General features: G+C 45.2%; 17 protein-coding genes, 1 rRNA gene and 1 riboswitch. Of the genes, 10 read left to right on the top strand and 8 right to left on the bottom strand.

Translation table 11 applies throughout. The features are described 5' to 3' along the window. Positions 1-3: 3 nt before the first annotated feature. Together rrf and J0L70_RS28400 are read left to right on the top strand one after the other, a co-directional pair. Positions 4-120: ribosomal RNA gene (gene rrf, locus J0L70_RS28405) — 5S ribosomal RNA — on the top strand. A gap of 149 nt (positions 121-269) precedes the next feature. Beyond that, entirely contained in the window at positions 270-653 is a 384-nt protein-coding gene (locus J0L70_RS28400; RefSeq protein ID WP_017291181.1) for a single-stranded DNA-binding protein, read from the top strand. A gap of 50 nt (positions 654-703) precedes the next feature. On the opposite strand, the gene J0L70_RS28395 is transcribed toward J0L70_RS28400, so the two are convergent. Continuing rightward, the gene (locus J0L70_RS28395) at positions 704-2,116 is read right to left on the bottom strand and encodes a polysaccharide deacetylase family protein (RefSeq protein WP_287456770.1); all 1,413 of its coding nucleotides are present in this window, start codon (positions 2,114-2,116) and stop codon (positions 704-706) included. Between the two features lie 146 nt (positions 2,117-2,262). Here J0L70_RS28395 and glgA point away from each other — a divergent pair, with 146 nt between their 5' ends. Further along, entirely contained in the window at positions 2,263-3,738 is a 1,476-nt protein-coding gene (gene glgA / locus J0L70_RS28390) for a glycogen synthase GlgA (protein WP_268179520.1), read from the top strand. Positions 3,739-3,813: 75 nt separating this feature from the next. Here glgA and J0L70_RS28385 read toward each other — a convergent pair whose 3' ends face one another. The 3 genes from J0L70_RS28385 to J0L70_RS28375 all read right to left on the bottom strand — a co-directional run bounded on the left by J0L70_RS28385 (position 3,814) and on the right by J0L70_RS28375 (position 7,043). Further along, positions 3,814-5,616: a M3 family oligoendopeptidase gene (locus J0L70_RS28385; protein WP_287456769.1), complete on the bottom strand. Its 1,803-nt coding sequence runs from the start codon at positions 5,614-5,616 to the stop codon at positions 3,814-3,816. Between the two features lie 96 nt (positions 5,617-5,712). Next, positions 5,713-6,621 carry an allantoinase PuuE gene (gene puuE, locus J0L70_RS28380; RefSeq protein ID WP_268179524.1) on the bottom strand — a complete coding sequence of 303 codons (909 nt, stop codon included), beginning with the start codon at positions 6,619-6,621 and terminating at the stop codon, positions 5,713-5,715. Then, positions 6,621-7,043: a hypothetical protein gene (locus tag J0L70_RS28375; RefSeq protein WP_268179526.1), complete on the bottom strand. Its 423-nt coding sequence runs from the start codon at positions 7,041-7,043 to the stop codon at positions 6,621-6,623. Before J0L70_RS28375 ends, puuE begins: the two co-directional genes overlap by 1 nt. 151 nt (positions 7,044-7,194) lie before the next feature. Here J0L70_RS28375 and J0L70_RS28370 point away from each other — a divergent pair, with 151 nt between their 5' ends. The 3 genes from J0L70_RS28370 to J0L70_RS28360 all read left to right on the top strand — a co-directional run bounded on the left by J0L70_RS28370 (position 7,195) and on the right by J0L70_RS28360 (position 9,514). Then, positions 7,195-7,632, top strand: coding sequence for a DUF3574 domain-containing protein (locus tag J0L70_RS28370; protein ID WP_287456766.1), 438 nt, complete (start codon positions 7,195-7,197; stop codon positions 7,630-7,632). A gap of 319 nt (positions 7,633-7,951) precedes the next feature. Further along, positions 7,952-8,095: riboswitch (cobalamin riboswitch) on the top strand. A 104-nt stretch (positions 8,096-8,199) separates the two neighbouring features. Then, positions 8,200-8,655: a hypothetical protein gene (locus J0L70_RS28365; RefSeq protein WP_287456765.1), complete on the top strand. Its 456-nt coding sequence runs from the start codon at positions 8,200-8,202 to the stop codon at positions 8,653-8,655. Between the two features lie 37 nt (positions 8,656-8,692). Continuing rightward, the gene (locus J0L70_RS28360) at positions 8,693-9,514 is read left to right on the top strand and encodes an acyl-CoA desaturase (RefSeq protein ID WP_017291172.1); all 822 of its coding nucleotides are present in this window, start codon (positions 8,693-8,695) and stop codon (positions 9,512-9,514) included. A gap of 153 nt (positions 9,515-9,667) precedes the next feature. On the opposite strand, the gene J0L70_RS28355 is transcribed toward J0L70_RS28360, so the two are convergent. Next, complete coding sequence (locus J0L70_RS28355; protein ID WP_287456763.1) at positions 9,668-10,057, bottom strand: RidA family protein; 390 nt, start codon at positions 10,055-10,057, stop codon at positions 9,668-9,670. Further along, positions 10,054-10,482, bottom strand: coding sequence for an NUDIX domain-containing protein (locus tag J0L70_RS28350; protein WP_017291170.1), 429 nt, complete (start codon positions 10,480-10,482; stop codon positions 10,054-10,056). Before J0L70_RS28350 ends, J0L70_RS28355 begins: the two co-directional genes overlap by 4 nt. 102 nt (positions 10,483-10,584) lie before the next feature. Between J0L70_RS28350 and malQ the strand changes: the two genes are divergently transcribed. The 3 genes from malQ (at position 10,585) to J0L70_RS28335 (ending at position 13,315) form a co-directional block, all read left to right on the top strand. Beyond that, a complete protein-coding gene (gene malQ, locus J0L70_RS28345) occupies positions 10,585-12,093 on the top strand; it encodes a 4-alpha-glucanotransferase (protein WP_017291169.1) in 1,509 nt (502 codons plus the stop codon). 123 nt (positions 12,094-12,216) lie between these two features. After that, positions 12,217-12,582 carry a response regulator gene (locus tag J0L70_RS28340; protein ID WP_287456762.1) on the top strand — a complete coding sequence of 122 codons (366 nt, stop codon included), beginning with the start codon at positions 12,217-12,219 and terminating at the stop codon, positions 12,580-12,582. 205 nt (positions 12,583-12,787) lie between these two features. Beyond that, positions 12,788-13,315: a nucleoside monophosphate kinase gene (locus J0L70_RS28335; protein WP_017291167.1), complete on the top strand. Its 528-nt coding sequence runs from the start codon at positions 12,788-12,790 to the stop codon at positions 13,313-13,315. A gap of 20 nt (positions 13,316-13,335) precedes the next feature. Here the strand turns inward: J0L70_RS28335 and J0L70_RS28330 are convergent, their stop codons facing one another. Further along, positions 13,336-13,545: a hypothetical protein gene (locus J0L70_RS28330; RefSeq protein WP_287456761.1), complete on the bottom strand. Its 210-nt coding sequence runs from the start codon at positions 13,543-13,545 to the stop codon at positions 13,336-13,338. 56 nt (positions 13,546-13,601) lie between these two features. Between J0L70_RS28330 and J0L70_RS28325 the strand changes: the two genes are divergently transcribed. Next, positions 13,602-13,889, top strand: coding sequence for a DUF3288 family protein (locus tag J0L70_RS28325; RefSeq protein WP_017291165.1), 288 nt, complete (start codon positions 13,602-13,604; stop codon positions 13,887-13,889). A 56-nt stretch (positions 13,890-13,945) separates the two neighbouring features. Here the strand turns inward: J0L70_RS28325 and J0L70_RS28320 are convergent, their stop codons facing one another. Continuing rightward, positions 13,946-14,644 (bottom strand): TraB/TrbI/VirB10 family type IV secretion system protein, encoded by a 699-nt coding sequence (locus J0L70_RS28320; RefSeq protein ID WP_017291164.1) that lies wholly within the window; start codon positions 14,642-14,644, stop codon positions 13,946-13,948. Between the last annotated feature and the right edge of the window lie 150 nt (positions 14,645-14,794).

Genomic DNA, 14,794 nt, shown 5'->3' with positions numbered 1-14,794 from the left:
TTTCCTGGTGGTGATGGCGATGTGGACCCACACTCATCCATCCCGAACTGAGTGGTGAAACGCATTTGCGGCGACGATAGTTGGAGGGTAGCCTCCTGTCAAAATAGCTAACCGCCAGGGTATCATTAGAAAGAAAACGTGCTTTAAGATTTTTCTTAGAGCGCGTTTTTAACTTTAAATCCGCTGGATAGCAAAATTTTGAGAGAAGACGGGCACTATGGTTCTACAAAGTTTATTTGCTAAACACGATTTAAAGCTGGAGATTTTTCATGTCGAGTGCTGGACTCAATCAATGGATTGTTAGCGGCAATTTAGCGGCTGATGCAACCGTGAAAACAGTAACGCTTAAAGATGGTAGAGAAGCGAAAGTTGCAGAAGCAACAATCTATGTTCGGAAGTCTCGCAATCGGGAAGAATCTTTTACAGTGTCTTTGAGCATTTGGGAGAAATCGACAGCTTGGCGAGTATTGCCATATTTGAAGAAAGGGTCGTTGATTATTTGTACTGGGGCAGTTGAGCCAAATCCATTCATTTCAAGCAATGGAAACGTGCCAAGAGCAGGCTTGCAGATGACAGTCATTGATATACATCTCGATCAAGTAAAAGAAGAAGAGATGGAAGATGTAGAAGAACCTGTTGCAGTTCCGGCTTAGAAAAAGTAGTTTGAAATGAAAAGCGATCGCACCTCTGCGATCGCTTTTTGCTAGCTTAATACAGACTTACCTCTGCGATAAATCTCACGTGCGTAATCCGTCCATGCTCCTTGTCCCCAATATCGAAAGCAACTTGTTTGAAGCAACAAGTTATAGAGTAAAGCTTCTTGATAATGAGGATGACTAGTATCAATTTGATGAAACAATGCGCTTAGTTCTGTCATCGGTTCTAGAACATTCTCATAGCCTTTTACCCAGCTGAGATCATTTGTCCAAGAAGCGCCATCAATGTGAAAGCGATCGTCATTTTGTTTGAGATTCGCGATCGCTTGCTCTACAGTTTCAGCATGATGATCAACTCGTCGCCAGATTTTGTGTTGTTGGACGGCTTGAACTTTTGGATAGTCGTTGGGGCTAATACCTGATGCTTCAAGTAGCTCTAAATATTCAGTTCCATTGATTGCAACAATGCCTGAATTGTTATTGCCGGAATCTCGGATTTCGTGGTAAATGCGAAAGAAATCACGCGGATATTCATTCATCATTACGCCGCCATTTTCACCATCAGCAATTTGGGAAACTAAAGATGGAATTTGGGTGTGATTGAGTTGTTGTTTTGATCGTGTTTTTGCCTCAAAGTAAGGCTGCATTTGAGCCACTAATTTTGTATCTGAACCTTGAGTTTTGATTAATGCAGTAATTGAGATTGTTTCGTGATTTGAATTGCGCGCGACCAGTTGATTAGGAATGTATTTCTGGTCATGAGGTAGGGGCGAACCATCGAGACATTCTACAGAATGTTCTTGGACAAGCAGCCATTGGTAACCACATTCTTTTAAGGCTTTAATGTATTGAAAGAGTGTGTCGGGGTGATTTGGGAGGTGCATTTCTGGGGGAGAGAAGCCTCTGACACGCTTGAGAGCCTCGTCGCCGAAGATGGATGCAAAATGATGTTGCCAAGCCTGGATATGGAGTTTCAGGTCAGGAATGGGCGTAGAAGGGACAACGGCATGACTCCACATCGTTCCGAGCCATTCGACGTAGGGTTGAAATTCGCGATCGCAGGTAATTCGCTTGAGATGATTCAAAATGTCGTCACGCCCCATTTGCTGAAATCCCCAGAGGAGATTACCAGAATAGTCGAGCATAATGCGGGGATTGCAGCCTTGAGAAACCAGTTCAGGAATAAATTCTCCTATACGGCTATAGCACCAAGCGAAGGGAGCCGCGTTGTGGTTATCGCCATCGTTTGGATGCTCGAACATATGCTGGAGATTGCTGATCAATTCGCCGTTTCTGCCTACGGGGATCGTGGGTTGGTGCATGTGGAGGGCACAAGCGAAGGCGGATTGGATAGAGTCAAGGCGGAGATTTGTGGTGGGAAGGAAAACGGGATCAGAGGAATAGGAGATTTCCGAACCGCAGATCGGTGGGAAACTAGAGGTCGTCAGCGTGTTTGCCATGGGGAGATCCTTGAGTCTGTAGGGTCAGATCTTAGATCAGACGTTCTCAAAAGAGGTTTAAGTTTTGAGGCGACTTGCAAAAAATCAAGGTTACGTATTGAATAAAGACATCAAAAAATGAATTTTTGTTAACTAGGGGGATAGAAATGTATATTGTGCAAATTGCCTCCGAGTGTGCGCCAGTGATTAAGGCGGGCGGTTTGGGGGACGTGGTTTATGGTCTGAGCCGGGAATTGGAGAATCAAGGGCATTGTGTAGAGTTGATTCTGCCTAAGTATGACTGCATGCGGTACGACCATATCTGGGGGCTGCACGATGCATATCGAGATTTATATGTCCCCTGGTTTGATGGGTGGGTTCATTGTTCGGTGTATTGCGGCTGGGTGCATGGTCGGGTTTGTTTCTTTATTGAGCCGCATTCGGAAGATTTTTACTTCGATCGAGGAGTCTATTACGGTTGCGATGATGACAACATGCGGTTTGCATTCTTTAGCAAAGCGGCATTAGAGTTTTTGCTTCAAAGTAATAAGCGACCTGATGTGATTCATTGTCATGATTGGCAAACGGGCTTGGTTCCGGTGATGCTATTCGAGATTTATAAGTATCACGGAATGGCAAATCAGCGAGTTTGCTATACGATTCATAACTTTAAGCATCAAGGATTTGCGGGGACGCAAGTTCTCGAAGCAGTGCAGTTGAGACGACCTGAATACTATTTCAGCTATGACAAATTGAGAGATAACTTTAATCCGTTTTCGATCAATTTTATGAAAGGTGGAATTGTTTATGCAAATGCAGTAACAACTGTCTCACCTCATCATGCCTGGGAAGCTCGACATACAGATGTGAGCTATGGATTAGGACATACTTTAGAAGTCCATCAAGATAAGTTCTCTGGAATTTTGAATGGATTGGATTATGGCTTCTGGAATCCTGAGAACGATCGATATCTGCCTTATCATTACTCGGCGGAAACATTTGATCAAAAGGCTTATAACAAAAAGGCTCTGCGAGAGCGATTGTTGTTAGAAGATTCAGATAAGCCGATCGTCTGTTTCATTGGACGATTAGATGATCAAAAAGGGGTGCATTTGGTGCATCATTCGATTTACTATGCCTTAGAAAGAGGGGCACAGTATGTTTTATTAGGATCGGCAACGGAGTCGTCGATCGACAAATGGTTCAGACATGAGAAAGAGTTTCTGAATAATAATCCCGATTGTCATATTGAGCTTGGATTCAATGAGGAGTTATCGCACTTAATCTATGCAGGCTCAGATATGATTGTTGTGCCGAGTAACTTTGAGCCTTGTGGTCTGACACAGGTGATCAGTTTGAAGTATGGAACTGTGCCGATTGTTCGAGGCGTGGGAGGGTTGATCAATACGGTATTCGATCATGATTATGATCAAAATCACCCACCTGAAGAGAGAAACGGATTTGTATTCTATGACAAGGATAACTATGCCTTAGAGTCCGCGATGGGACGAGCTTTTGATCTTTGGGGACAGAATCGGCAGGTCTTTAATCAGTTGGCGATTCAGGGAATGAAGTATGACTATTCTTGGACGGAATCAGCTAAAGAGTATGCGGAATTATATAACAATATTCGGCATAAGTAGCAGTTGACAGAGCTGGATAAATTCTGAGAGGCTCCAGTGAACTGTAATTCACTGGAGCCTCTTTGTTTAAGTCATTTACAGGCTAGCTTGCAACTGATCTAGTAGATTCTCAACATAGGTTAAAGCTCCCCGGATTGTTGCGGGATCTTCAATGTCAACGCCAACATACTGACGCAGTGCAGTCACTTGGTCTAGGCTGCCACCTGCGGCAAGTAGCTCTAAATACCCAGGAATAAAGTCTTTCCCAACTTCGAGATACTTCTGATAACAAGCAAGACTCACAATGTTTGATGCTGTGTACTGATAGCAGTAGAAGGGCTTGAAGTAGATATGTCCGATTCTTGCCCAATCGTATTGATGTTCAGGCAGAACTTCAACTGCATCACCACAAAGAGTTTGATACAATTTCATCCATTCTTCGTTGACAAAGGAGTGATCAAAACTGCTTTGAGCGGCACGTTCATGAACAGCTAGCTCCAGGCGGCTAATTGTGCTTTGCCGGAATAATAGATTTAACTGATCTTCAAGTTGTCGTGTGATCAATGATTTCGTCAAAGCCTTATCGTCTTTAGCTTGTTTCAGCAGATAGTCTAGCAACAGCAATTCATTGAATGTTGATGCGATTTCAGCTAGCACCATTGGAGGATTGCTGTTGAAGTAGGTTTGTCGATCGTCAATCCAAGCAAAATGCAATCCGTGACCCATTTCGTGTGCTAGGGTGAACAACGAATTGTAGTCATCAGTGTATGACATCAGTAGATAGCTGTGTTTGCCGTAGGTGTAGGAACAGAATGCACCACCGCGTTTGCCAGGTCGGACTTTTGCATCGACCCAATTTTTCACGAAGAATTCTTCTGCTCGACGGGCATAGTTTGGATCAAACTGATCTAATGCAGAAAGTAGCGTTTCGACTCCTGTTTTGTAGGTGACGGGTGGGGTTGCTTCAGTTCCCCAAGGCGCATAAAGATCGGTTGTGCGGATTTTCTGTCCTAGCGCTTGACCTTTTAGGGTGTAGTAGCGCTGGAAAAGATCAAAGCGATCGCCTGTACCCTGCATAATCGCTCGAAATACAGGCTCAGATACTTCATCTGCTAGCAGTTGCTTCTGCAAAGTAGATTCATAGCCGCGCATCTGGTTTTCGATCTTGTGATCTTGTGCTACGGAATTCAGAATGTAAGCATACAGCGAATTATGCTGTTTCATCACTTTCCGAACAGATTGATAGCCTGCGGTTCGGATTTCTGCGTCGGGGTGATAGAGCAATGCACTCAGTTCTGATTCGGTGCTGACGATACGACCATCGGGAGTCGTGACAGGTTCGTATTCTTGTTCGCCCAGGTGAACTGATCTCAGTTGGATAAATGCTTGTCGTCCCGTTAAGCTATCTTGGTTGCGGGTTTGTTCAACTTCTTCAGAGAGCGTGTGGGGTCGGTACTTCGCAATGCGATTGAGATAATGCTGATAGGTTGCTAGGGTAGAAGCTTTTTGTAGGGTTTCAAATTTGGCAGCATCTAATTTTTGCAGTTCGAGATCAAAGAAAAGAAGCTGATTTTCAACGCCTGTGAGCGCTTCCATGACTTTATCTAGAAATTGCTTGGCTTCGGTATTGCGGGTGTCGGCGGAGAAGATGAGCGAAGGAAACGCATAGAGATAGCCGGATTTTTCAGCGATCGCTTCTAATGTTTTAAAACACTCTGCTAATTGATCGGCGCTCAAATCTTTCACCTTGCCGCGATGTGCATCCCTAAACTCGCTGGCTTGTTGCTGCAACGACTCTAAATCTTGAGAGAAATTTGGATCGCTGAAGTTTTGATATAAATCAGATAAATCCCATTCTTGTGGATTGTCCAACTGCATCCGGTCAATCGCTTGTGTCATTCCATTAGCTCCTTAAACGGACTCATTATGATTACGCTTTGACTTCGATAGTAACACAGTAATCAATTTTGAACGGGAAGGCATCCGCGTTCTGGGTTATTTCGGTTGGTGATGTTCGTGCCAGTGTCGAGCAATATCAATTCGACGACAGAGCCAAACGCGATCGTGCTGCTGCACATAGTCCAAAAATCGCATCAGTGCAGCGGCTCGTCCAGGTCGTCCAACTAAGCGACAGTGTAAGCCAATGCTCATCATTTTTGGTGCAGTTTCACCTTCTGCATAAAGCACGTCAAACGCATCACGAAGATAGGCAAAAAACTGATCGCCAGAGTTAAACCCTTGAGACGTGGCGAACCGCATATCATTGTTGTCCAACGTATACGGGATGATCAGATGCGGCTTTTGGTCGGTATTGACCCAGTACGGGAGATCATCGGCATAGCTGTCAGAACTGTAGAGAAAGCCGCCTTCCTCAATTACAAGTTTGTCGGTATGTTCGCTGCTGCGCCCGGTGTACCAACCAAGTGGGCGACTGCCTGTGACACGGGTGTGAATGTCGATCGCTAATTTGAGATGCTCTCGTTCAGCTTCTTCTGAAAAGTCTTTGTATTCAATCCAGCGGTACCCATGACTGGCAATCTCCCAATCTGCGGCTTTCATCGCAGCAACGGCTTCGGGATTTCGCTCTAATGCCATAGCGATACCATAGACGGTGACTGGAATTCTGCGTGATGTAAACATGCGATATAACCGCCAAAATCCGGCACGGCTGCCGTATTCGTAACAAGATTCCATATTCATGTGGCGCATTCCCTGGAAGGGAGCCGCGCCAACAATTTCTGACAAGAACGCTTCCGAGGCGGGATCACCGTGGAGGACGCAGTTCTCGCCGCCTTCTTCGTAGTTGATGACAAATTGAACTGCGATTCTGGCTTGATCTTTCCATTGGGGATGGGGTGGATTTTGTCCGTAACCCACGAGATTGCGCGGATATGAATCAGGCATCAGCAATTGACCGATAAAAGTTGCTGATTCAGAAATATAACAAGATCTCGGACGGTATGCAGCATACCAATATCCAAACGATCGCGAATTTCAATGCCAAAGCGATCGTGAAAGTCCTCACATAAGGTACATTCCCAATCGAACCAGCAGACCAAAGGCAGTTGAAGATCCTCGGTTAAGCGATCGCTTGGGGTAATTTTTGCGAATTGCAACCCGGAATACGCTTCCATTTGCTGATAAACGAAAATTGCCAGATCTTGAGAAATTGAAAGCGGTTGCCAAAATGAGCGATACCAATCCTCGGATGTGCGAGTGGGGCGAGTTCGCATTGCCTGATTGATCTGTCGTCGAATGCTGAGGTCAGGACTCAGATCGGCGTAGGTTCTGATATTTAGAACGATATTATCTAGCTTGCGCCACATGCTCCCTATTATCCGTTTGCCATCGGTTTGTCTCAGTATTCCCACTCAGAGATCGATTCAAGCTATCGATTTTTCGAGGTTTTAAAAATCGAGCGATTGCATGAAGAATTGCACTTCAACGTGAGAGAGCAGAGAATTTGAGGTTGATGTGATGAAATCTAGATTCCACTTAATTTTAGGAGTGGCAGTCGGGCTGATTGTGCCGCTGCTGGTTTTCGCAAAGGTTGATGAATCTGTGGATCAATCTTGCCAGTTGCGACCGCATGGCAAGGCTTTTATGCGAACAGAGTTATTTTTTGGATTCGCGAAACCAGATCGCTCAGAAGTGACTCAGGTTGAATTTCAGCAATTTGTCGATCGCGTTGTGACTCCGTTATTTCCTGAAGGACTGACAAGGGTAGCCGCGAAGGGGCAATATCGGAATTCGCAGGGTAAGGTTGTGGCAGAAAACTCTCAACTTTTGACGCTACTGTATCCGATGAATGTTGAGAGTAGCAAGAAGATTGATCAGATTCGAGCCGCTTATAAACAGGCATTTCAGCAAGAATCTGTGTTGCGCGTGGATGAGCGATCGTGTGTTTCGTTTTAATGGTCAACTTGATAGTTTAATTTCTGAACGAGTCTCATCTTTATCGGGCATAGCGTTAGAGTTTTACGCGACATGATCGCTCAGAGGCAACGGTTCTGAGGAATCGCGGCTTTTTAGATCAGCGAACAATAGGACGGCTAACTAGCGATTTGGTATTCTCGTCAACAACATGGAATGTAACCGATATGTGGATCTGTGCAAAATGTGAGAGCCTTCAGAGACTACTTTAGTAAACTATTTATGATGATTGGCTCATTTTCAATCCAGTTTGAGTGGGTGAAGTGCGGCAAAGATGAGTCTAATTTTGCTTGATCGTGCTACTCTCTAGATGAGTATCGGTTCTGATGGGAATCAGCCATTAGACGCAAGGGGGAAAGTTCGGTGCAAACCCGACGCTGTCCCGCAACTGTGATAAGAACTGTGTTCTTTGAGTCAGGATGCCCGCCGATGCATAGCGCCTCTTTAAGAGGTATGTCTGTTGTGTTTCATCTGCGAGGTACGGATGATGATGGTTCTTAGTTTCTTAAAACGGATTTGCTTCCCTATTTTGCAGTTCAGGGGAAGTTGATGAGGTTTCAACATTATGATTTGCGATCGCATTTTGATCACTGGCAAGATCTGGTTATTCAGCAGAATTTTTTGCAGATAGGGTTCACTAGCTGGAATGGCTATTTGAGACTAGGGCGAGGACTAGTAACCTGCAAGATTACGAATCGGATCAATGCTTCAATGAATTTGAGTATTGATTCTGTAGTCTTTGAGCAGGAGTTCGTCGCGCAGGCACAAGTCGAGCTATATTTGCGAATGCTTGAAGTTGATAGCCAAGCTGGGGTTGCGATTCACGAGGCAATCGCGACGTATGACCCAACTCAAGCGATCGTGCTTCTGGCGAGACGGGATCGCGAAGTTCAGGTCAGTCTACTGCAAAACCTAAAAGTCTCTCCTGCTGATTGCTATAAACAAGTGCGGCACCGTTGGAGTGAGTTTCAACTAGAAGCCACAGAGCGCAATCGTGCTGAGTGATCACGCTGATTTTATCCAAACCGTTTGAGCAAAATTCATGACCGATGTCCGTTTGACTTCTCCACGTCCTCGTTGGACTGTAATTACTGTTGTTGTTTTCTTGCATTTAGGAGCCTTACTTGCACTGTCTCCCGCTTATTTTAGTTGGTCAGCCGTTGGAGTTGCTCTATTCTTGCATTGGCTGACGATCGGGCTAGGAATCTCTTTAGGATTCCACCGCTTAGCAACGCATCGCAGTTTCAAAACGGTCAAATGGTTAGAATACTTCTTTATCTTGTGTGGCACATTGGCAGGTCAAGGAGCCGTGAAGGGTTGGGTCGGCTATCATCGAATGCACCATTTGTTTGCAGATCGGACTGGTGATCCACATGATTCGACTCAGGGATTTTGGTGGAGTCATATCAGTTGGCTGATGCACGAGGTTCCATCTCATTCAGAACTGCATCGATTCACCCAAGATATTGCTCATGATTCGTTTTATCAGTTTTGCCACAAGCACTACATTGCTTTACAGATTGCATTAGCTGTTTTGCTTTATGGTCTCGGTGGAATGCCCTTCGTAGTTTGGGGAATTTTTGCGCGATTGTTTGTTGGCTTTCACAGTACGTGCTTTGTCAATAGTGCATGTCATACTTTTGGCTATCGGAACTATGCGGTCAATGATCGATCGACGAATTGCTGGTGGGCAGCATTGCTGACTTTTGGAGAAGGATGGCACAACAATCATCATGCTTATCAAGCTTCGGCGCAGTTTGGCAAGCGCTGGTGGGAAGTGGATCTGATATGGTTGACGATTCGACTGTTGGAGAAATTGAAACTTGCAAAAAATGTCAAGACTGCTCATCTAGTAGAGTATTGAATCTCACACAACTAATTTCCAATATTCAAATCGACAAAAGCCCGTACCCGTTCCAGAACAAGCATTTACCTTGTGATGTGAATCTTCCAGCCATCGCGCTTCGATGCGATCGCTCTCGCTTGTGAATCAGGTTCAAGAGCGATCGCAGTTCTCCTAATCTTTCAGTGTTGCAACACAGTCGATCTCAACCAAAACATCTTTTGGCAAGCGAGCGACTTCCACACAAACTCTTGCGGGTGCAGTTGCTTCATCAAAATATTTGGCATAGACCGCATTCATTGCCGCAAAATCGTTCATGTCTTTCAAGCAGACCATCGTTTTGACAACATCATTGAGCGACGAACCAGCCGCTTCTAAGATGGCTTTCAAACTGGTCATGGCTCGTTCGGTTTGAGCCGCAACATCGCCAGCACCGACAATTTCACCCGTCTGCGGATCGAGTGAGATTTGACCTGCGACAAAGACTAAACCTTGAGCCACGATCGCTTGATTGTAAGGACCAACCGGAGCCGGAGCCGCATCAGTCCGAATTACTTTTTTCATAATCTTGGGCGCATTCCATAATTTCTGTACTGTAAATAATCGTGCAAAATGCGATCGTGATCAAAACATAAATTCTCAGGGATCTCCCAAATCTCGACAATCCGCACATTTTTGGCATCATCACCTGCTTTGGGTTCGCCCTTGGCAGTGGCAATGTACGCAATGCTCATCGTATGTTGGCGCGCATCACGATCGGGATCAGAATAAACTCCCAGTAAATCAATGAGTTCAATGTGCAGTCCAGTTTCTTCTTCGGCTTCAAGATGTGCGGTTTTCTCAGCCGAATTTCCGTAATCGATGAAACCGCCGGGAATTGCCCATCCATGTGGGGGATTGAGGCGTTCGATCAGCACGATCGGGCGATGGGGGCGATCAATGAGTTCGATGATAATGTCAACGGTGGGAGCAGGATTGCGATGAGCCATAAAAAATTACGATTTCCGAATTAATCTTGATTCTTCTTGCGGTGGATTTTGTCCTCTCCGCCTCATGTTACAGTTCTCACAGCCTTTTCCTGCTAGATTACTATGCCTTTAATGCGATCAAGTGGCGTTTTGCTGCATCCTACCTGCTTTCCCGGTCGATTTGGAATCGGAGAACTAGGAGCCGAAGCTCATCGATTTATTGAGTTTCTTGTGCAGAGTGGACAGCAATATTGGCAAGTGTTGCCATTGGGACCTACGGGATATGGAAATTCTCCCTATGCATCCTATTCATCAATGGCAGGCAATCCGTTGTTGATTAGTTTAGAGGCGTTGCGCGATCGCGGCTTGCTAGAAGAATCGGATTTTGCGAATGCTGATGGATTTTGGATCGATTGTGTGGATTTCGATCGCGTCTATGCGTTCAAGGCTCCGTTATGGCGAAAGGCTTGCGATGCCTTTAAACATCAGAGTGATGAACAGCGCGATTTTGCCGATTTTTGTACGAGAAAAGCCTTCTGGTTAGAAGACTATGCGTTGTTCATGGCACTGAAGCATGAGAACGGCGGCAAGAGTTGGTATGAGTGGGAACCCGAATTGATGCAGTCGAAACCGGATGCGATCGAAGCTGCTCGAATCCGACTGCAAGAAGAAATTTACTACCAGAAATTTCTTCAATACGAGTTTTTCAAACAGTGGGTGGCGCTCAAAGAACATGCCAACGAAAATGGTGTGCAAATTATTGGAGACATCCCCATTTATGTTGCACATGATAGTGCGGATGTTTGGGCAAACTCAGAGAACTTTCGGCTTGATCCTGAGACCGGACATCCTGAACTGATGGCAGGTGTACCGCCAGATTATTTTAGTGCAACAGGACAGCTTTGGGGTAATCCCATCTATGACTGGGACTATCTGGAATCGACAGATTTCAAGTGGTGGGTGCAGCGATTTGAAGCCATGTTAGATCTGGTGGACTGGATTCGGATTGATCATTTCCGTGGGCTTGAGGCTTATTGGGCAGTTCCGCAAGGTGAAGAGACAGCGATGAATGGGAACTGGATCGAAGCGCCAGGAGATCAGTTCTTTCAGATGCTCAATACGAAGTTAGGAAAGCTACCGATCTTGGCAGAAGATTTAGGTGTGATTACACCGGAAGTAGAAGCATTACGGGATAAGTATGAGTTTCCAGGCATGAAGATTCTTCACTTTGCTTTTGGGTCTGATCCGGGCAATCCTTATCTGCCATTTAACTATCCTCGTAATTGTGTCGTGTATACAGGTACGCACGATAACGATACAACGATCGGCTGGTATGAGCAGCTTTCAGACTATGAGCGGGGCAATCTTTGGAACTATATGGGCTGTATCGGACAGCAGGGAATTCATTGGGATTTGATTCGAGTCGCCATGAGTTCGGTTGCAGTTCTGTCGATCATCCCAATGCAAGATTTAATGGGGTTGGGAGCGAATACCAGAATGAATGTTCCGGGCCAGGCAGAGGGGAATTGGGGTTGGCGCTATCGATCGGAGATGTTGAATGACGAGATTCGCGATCGATTCGCAAGTTTGACGCATCTATTTGGGCGTGCACCTCACCGGAAGCGAGATTAACTCAAAATGTAAATTGAAGAACAGTAATGATGGTTCTCTAGTTTTCTACAATTTTCTGATAGGGTCAGCAACACGCATCAAGCTCTACAAATTGTTTTTCTAGTAATCATTACTGTCTCAACGATGATACAGACTATTCTGCTGATTGAAGATCATGCTGCGCTTCGAGCGAATTTGGCAGAGATGCTTGAGTTAGAAGGCTATCGAGTGATTGAAGCAGAAGATGGAAGCTCAGGAATCAAACTGGCAACGGAGGAACGCCCAAACCTGATTGTTAGTGATTTCGAGTTGCCTATTTTTGATGGATTTGATGTGTTGAGATTGCTCCGTCAAAATCTGGAAACCATGAATATTCCAATCTTGTTTTTAACCGGAGCAGTTGAGAATAACGATCGCTTGAAAATCCTCAAAGATCGAGGAGAAAAGTATCTATCTAAACCTTGCTCTCTCAGTAAGGTACTAGCAGAGATTAGGGAATGCTTATCTTAAGTTTCAGAATTGAATTCGTGATGAACAATGACACAATGTAACATTGCGTTCAGCATGAGCGATCAGTTCTCTAGTTTTTCACACTATTTCTCTATCGTTCTTTGATGTAGCAAACTTTATCATCAGATGTCAGTATGCTGAGATGAGCATGATTCGAGTTCAATCATTGATGACCGAAGTTTAGTCTAATCGTTTGAGGAATAATATGACGGTGCAGCTTATTTTCTTAGGACTTGAGACTGCGAGTGTGAATACACAGGCAGCAATCTTATCGAAACAACTCGGGATTCCCCATATCTCGATGATCCATTTGTTTTCGCAGTTTATGCGCGATCGCTTGTGCAGCGATCTGCAAGCCATCCTCCCTTCCGATACGATCTCGCCTGATACAGAAAAGCTGGCAATGCTGGAAGTCCGTTTGCGGCAATCTGATACTCGTCAGGGTTGGATTCTCACGGACTTTCCTCAGTGCTTTACTCAAGCGCAATCTCTGCACCTTCTGCTTGAATATATGGGCTATTCACAGCCTCAAGCACTTTATCTCAGTCTTACAAAACATGATTTATTAGAGCGATTATCGGCTGATCAATTAGCGTGGAATCAACGGCTGCTTTCTCCTGTTATCGAGTACTACCAGGAACTAGACTGCTTAATGATGGTTGATGCGAATACAACTCCCTCAATTATTAATGAAAAAATTCTGGATAGATTGCAAATTACGATATTGGCTTAGCGAAACAAGCTGCTTGGATCTCAACTGGCTTGGAACTCGGAGAATGTTACAAATCTTGCTTGTGGTTTGAACCAATTTAAATAGGTTTCTAAGCGATCGAGTAAGGCTAATCCATGGTCTAAACCTTCAGCCGATGCTTTGAATTTTATTGTTTTATCTAACGGTTGCCCGTACTCTTCTGGAACATCAAACCCTTCAACATCAAAGCTCAAAAGAATTAACTTATCCATCTCTCTGCAACCGCGTTCCCGTATTATACTGACGAGCGTGATTTCCACGGTGAGATATGGCGCAAGAGCAAAAAGACCAGGAGCATCCTTTGTGGAAGAGCGATCGTGAAATTGTCGATTCTCTACTGACGGGCGAAGCAACGGATTGGAATCTCGCAGAATTAGCCCGCTTGAGAATTCGCTATAACGGTTTCCCAGGGGCACGCGATATTCAAGCAGACTTAGATACAGTTCTCAAACAGTGGAACTTAACGGAGGATGCTTTGTTTGAAAAAACTCGCCACATTCATGTAGAGACGAAGCCTTATAAGGGGCGTGGCGCGAAGCGGGATGATTGGAGCTAGAAAGAAGTGGGGAGTGGGGAAGAAACAATCTCTACTCCCTACTCCCCACTCCCCACTTAGTAGGCATTCACTGCCAACGCAGAATTCAGACGCAAATTCAAATCAGACTGATTGACTGAAATCACCTGATTGCGATTTCGTCCAAGCAATAAGCCACCTAAAGCACCTGCACCCGTACCGATTAGAACTTTGCCCAACGTGATCCGACGATTCCCGGTGATGCCAGAGATAATCGCTGCTGCACCTGAACCGATTGCAGCTCCCTTCAGAATTGCATCTGTACTCACCCCTCGACGAATTTCTTCAGTCCGAGTGACTAAATCTGTTTGACCATTCAGTGCCACCTGATTGCCATTATTCAAAATCAAGGTATTTGCGACAAAGCGAGTTCCACCATCGGCAGGCTGAAACTCTCCTTTCACTTGGCTACCTGCTGGAATCAACAGGGTTCCATTCGAGGTGCGAATATTATTGGGAACAGTTAACGTAATCGGAAGGCGTTCATTCGGGGCAACCAGAATTTTCTCAGCATCTCGGTAAGCCAAGCGCAACGTTGTGCCTGCCGGAATTCGGAATGCACCTGTCGTTTGCGTCGGTGATGAGGGAGATGAGGGGAAAAGCTGCGCGACTTTCATCGGAGCAGGAGTAGCCGCGATCGCGTCTTTCGCAAATACGATCGGAGCGGCTCCAGTCGCCGTTACACCGATCGTCAGTGCGAGCGCAGTGCTAGTTTGCAATTTCTTCAAGTTCAACATAGATTTTTGTCCTTCAAGTCCGAGTCTAACGGCGATACTTTCAATGACTTTGCCGCCAGAGATAAGGTTCCTCATCTTAAAAATTAGAATTTGCGATCGCAAAAAAGTCCTATCTCAGGTCAGAGATTCAGGCTTTTTTCATTCATACTC

Source organism: Leptolyngbya sp. UWPOB_LEPTO1 (assembly GCF_017302695.1).
GTDB lineage: Bacteria > Cyanobacteriota > Cyanobacteriia > Leptolyngbyales > Leptolyngbyaceae > Leptolyngbya > Leptolyngbya boryana.
The sequence above is the reverse complement of the archived record's forward strand: the minus strand, read 5'-3'. Positions and strand labels throughout refer to the sequence as shown.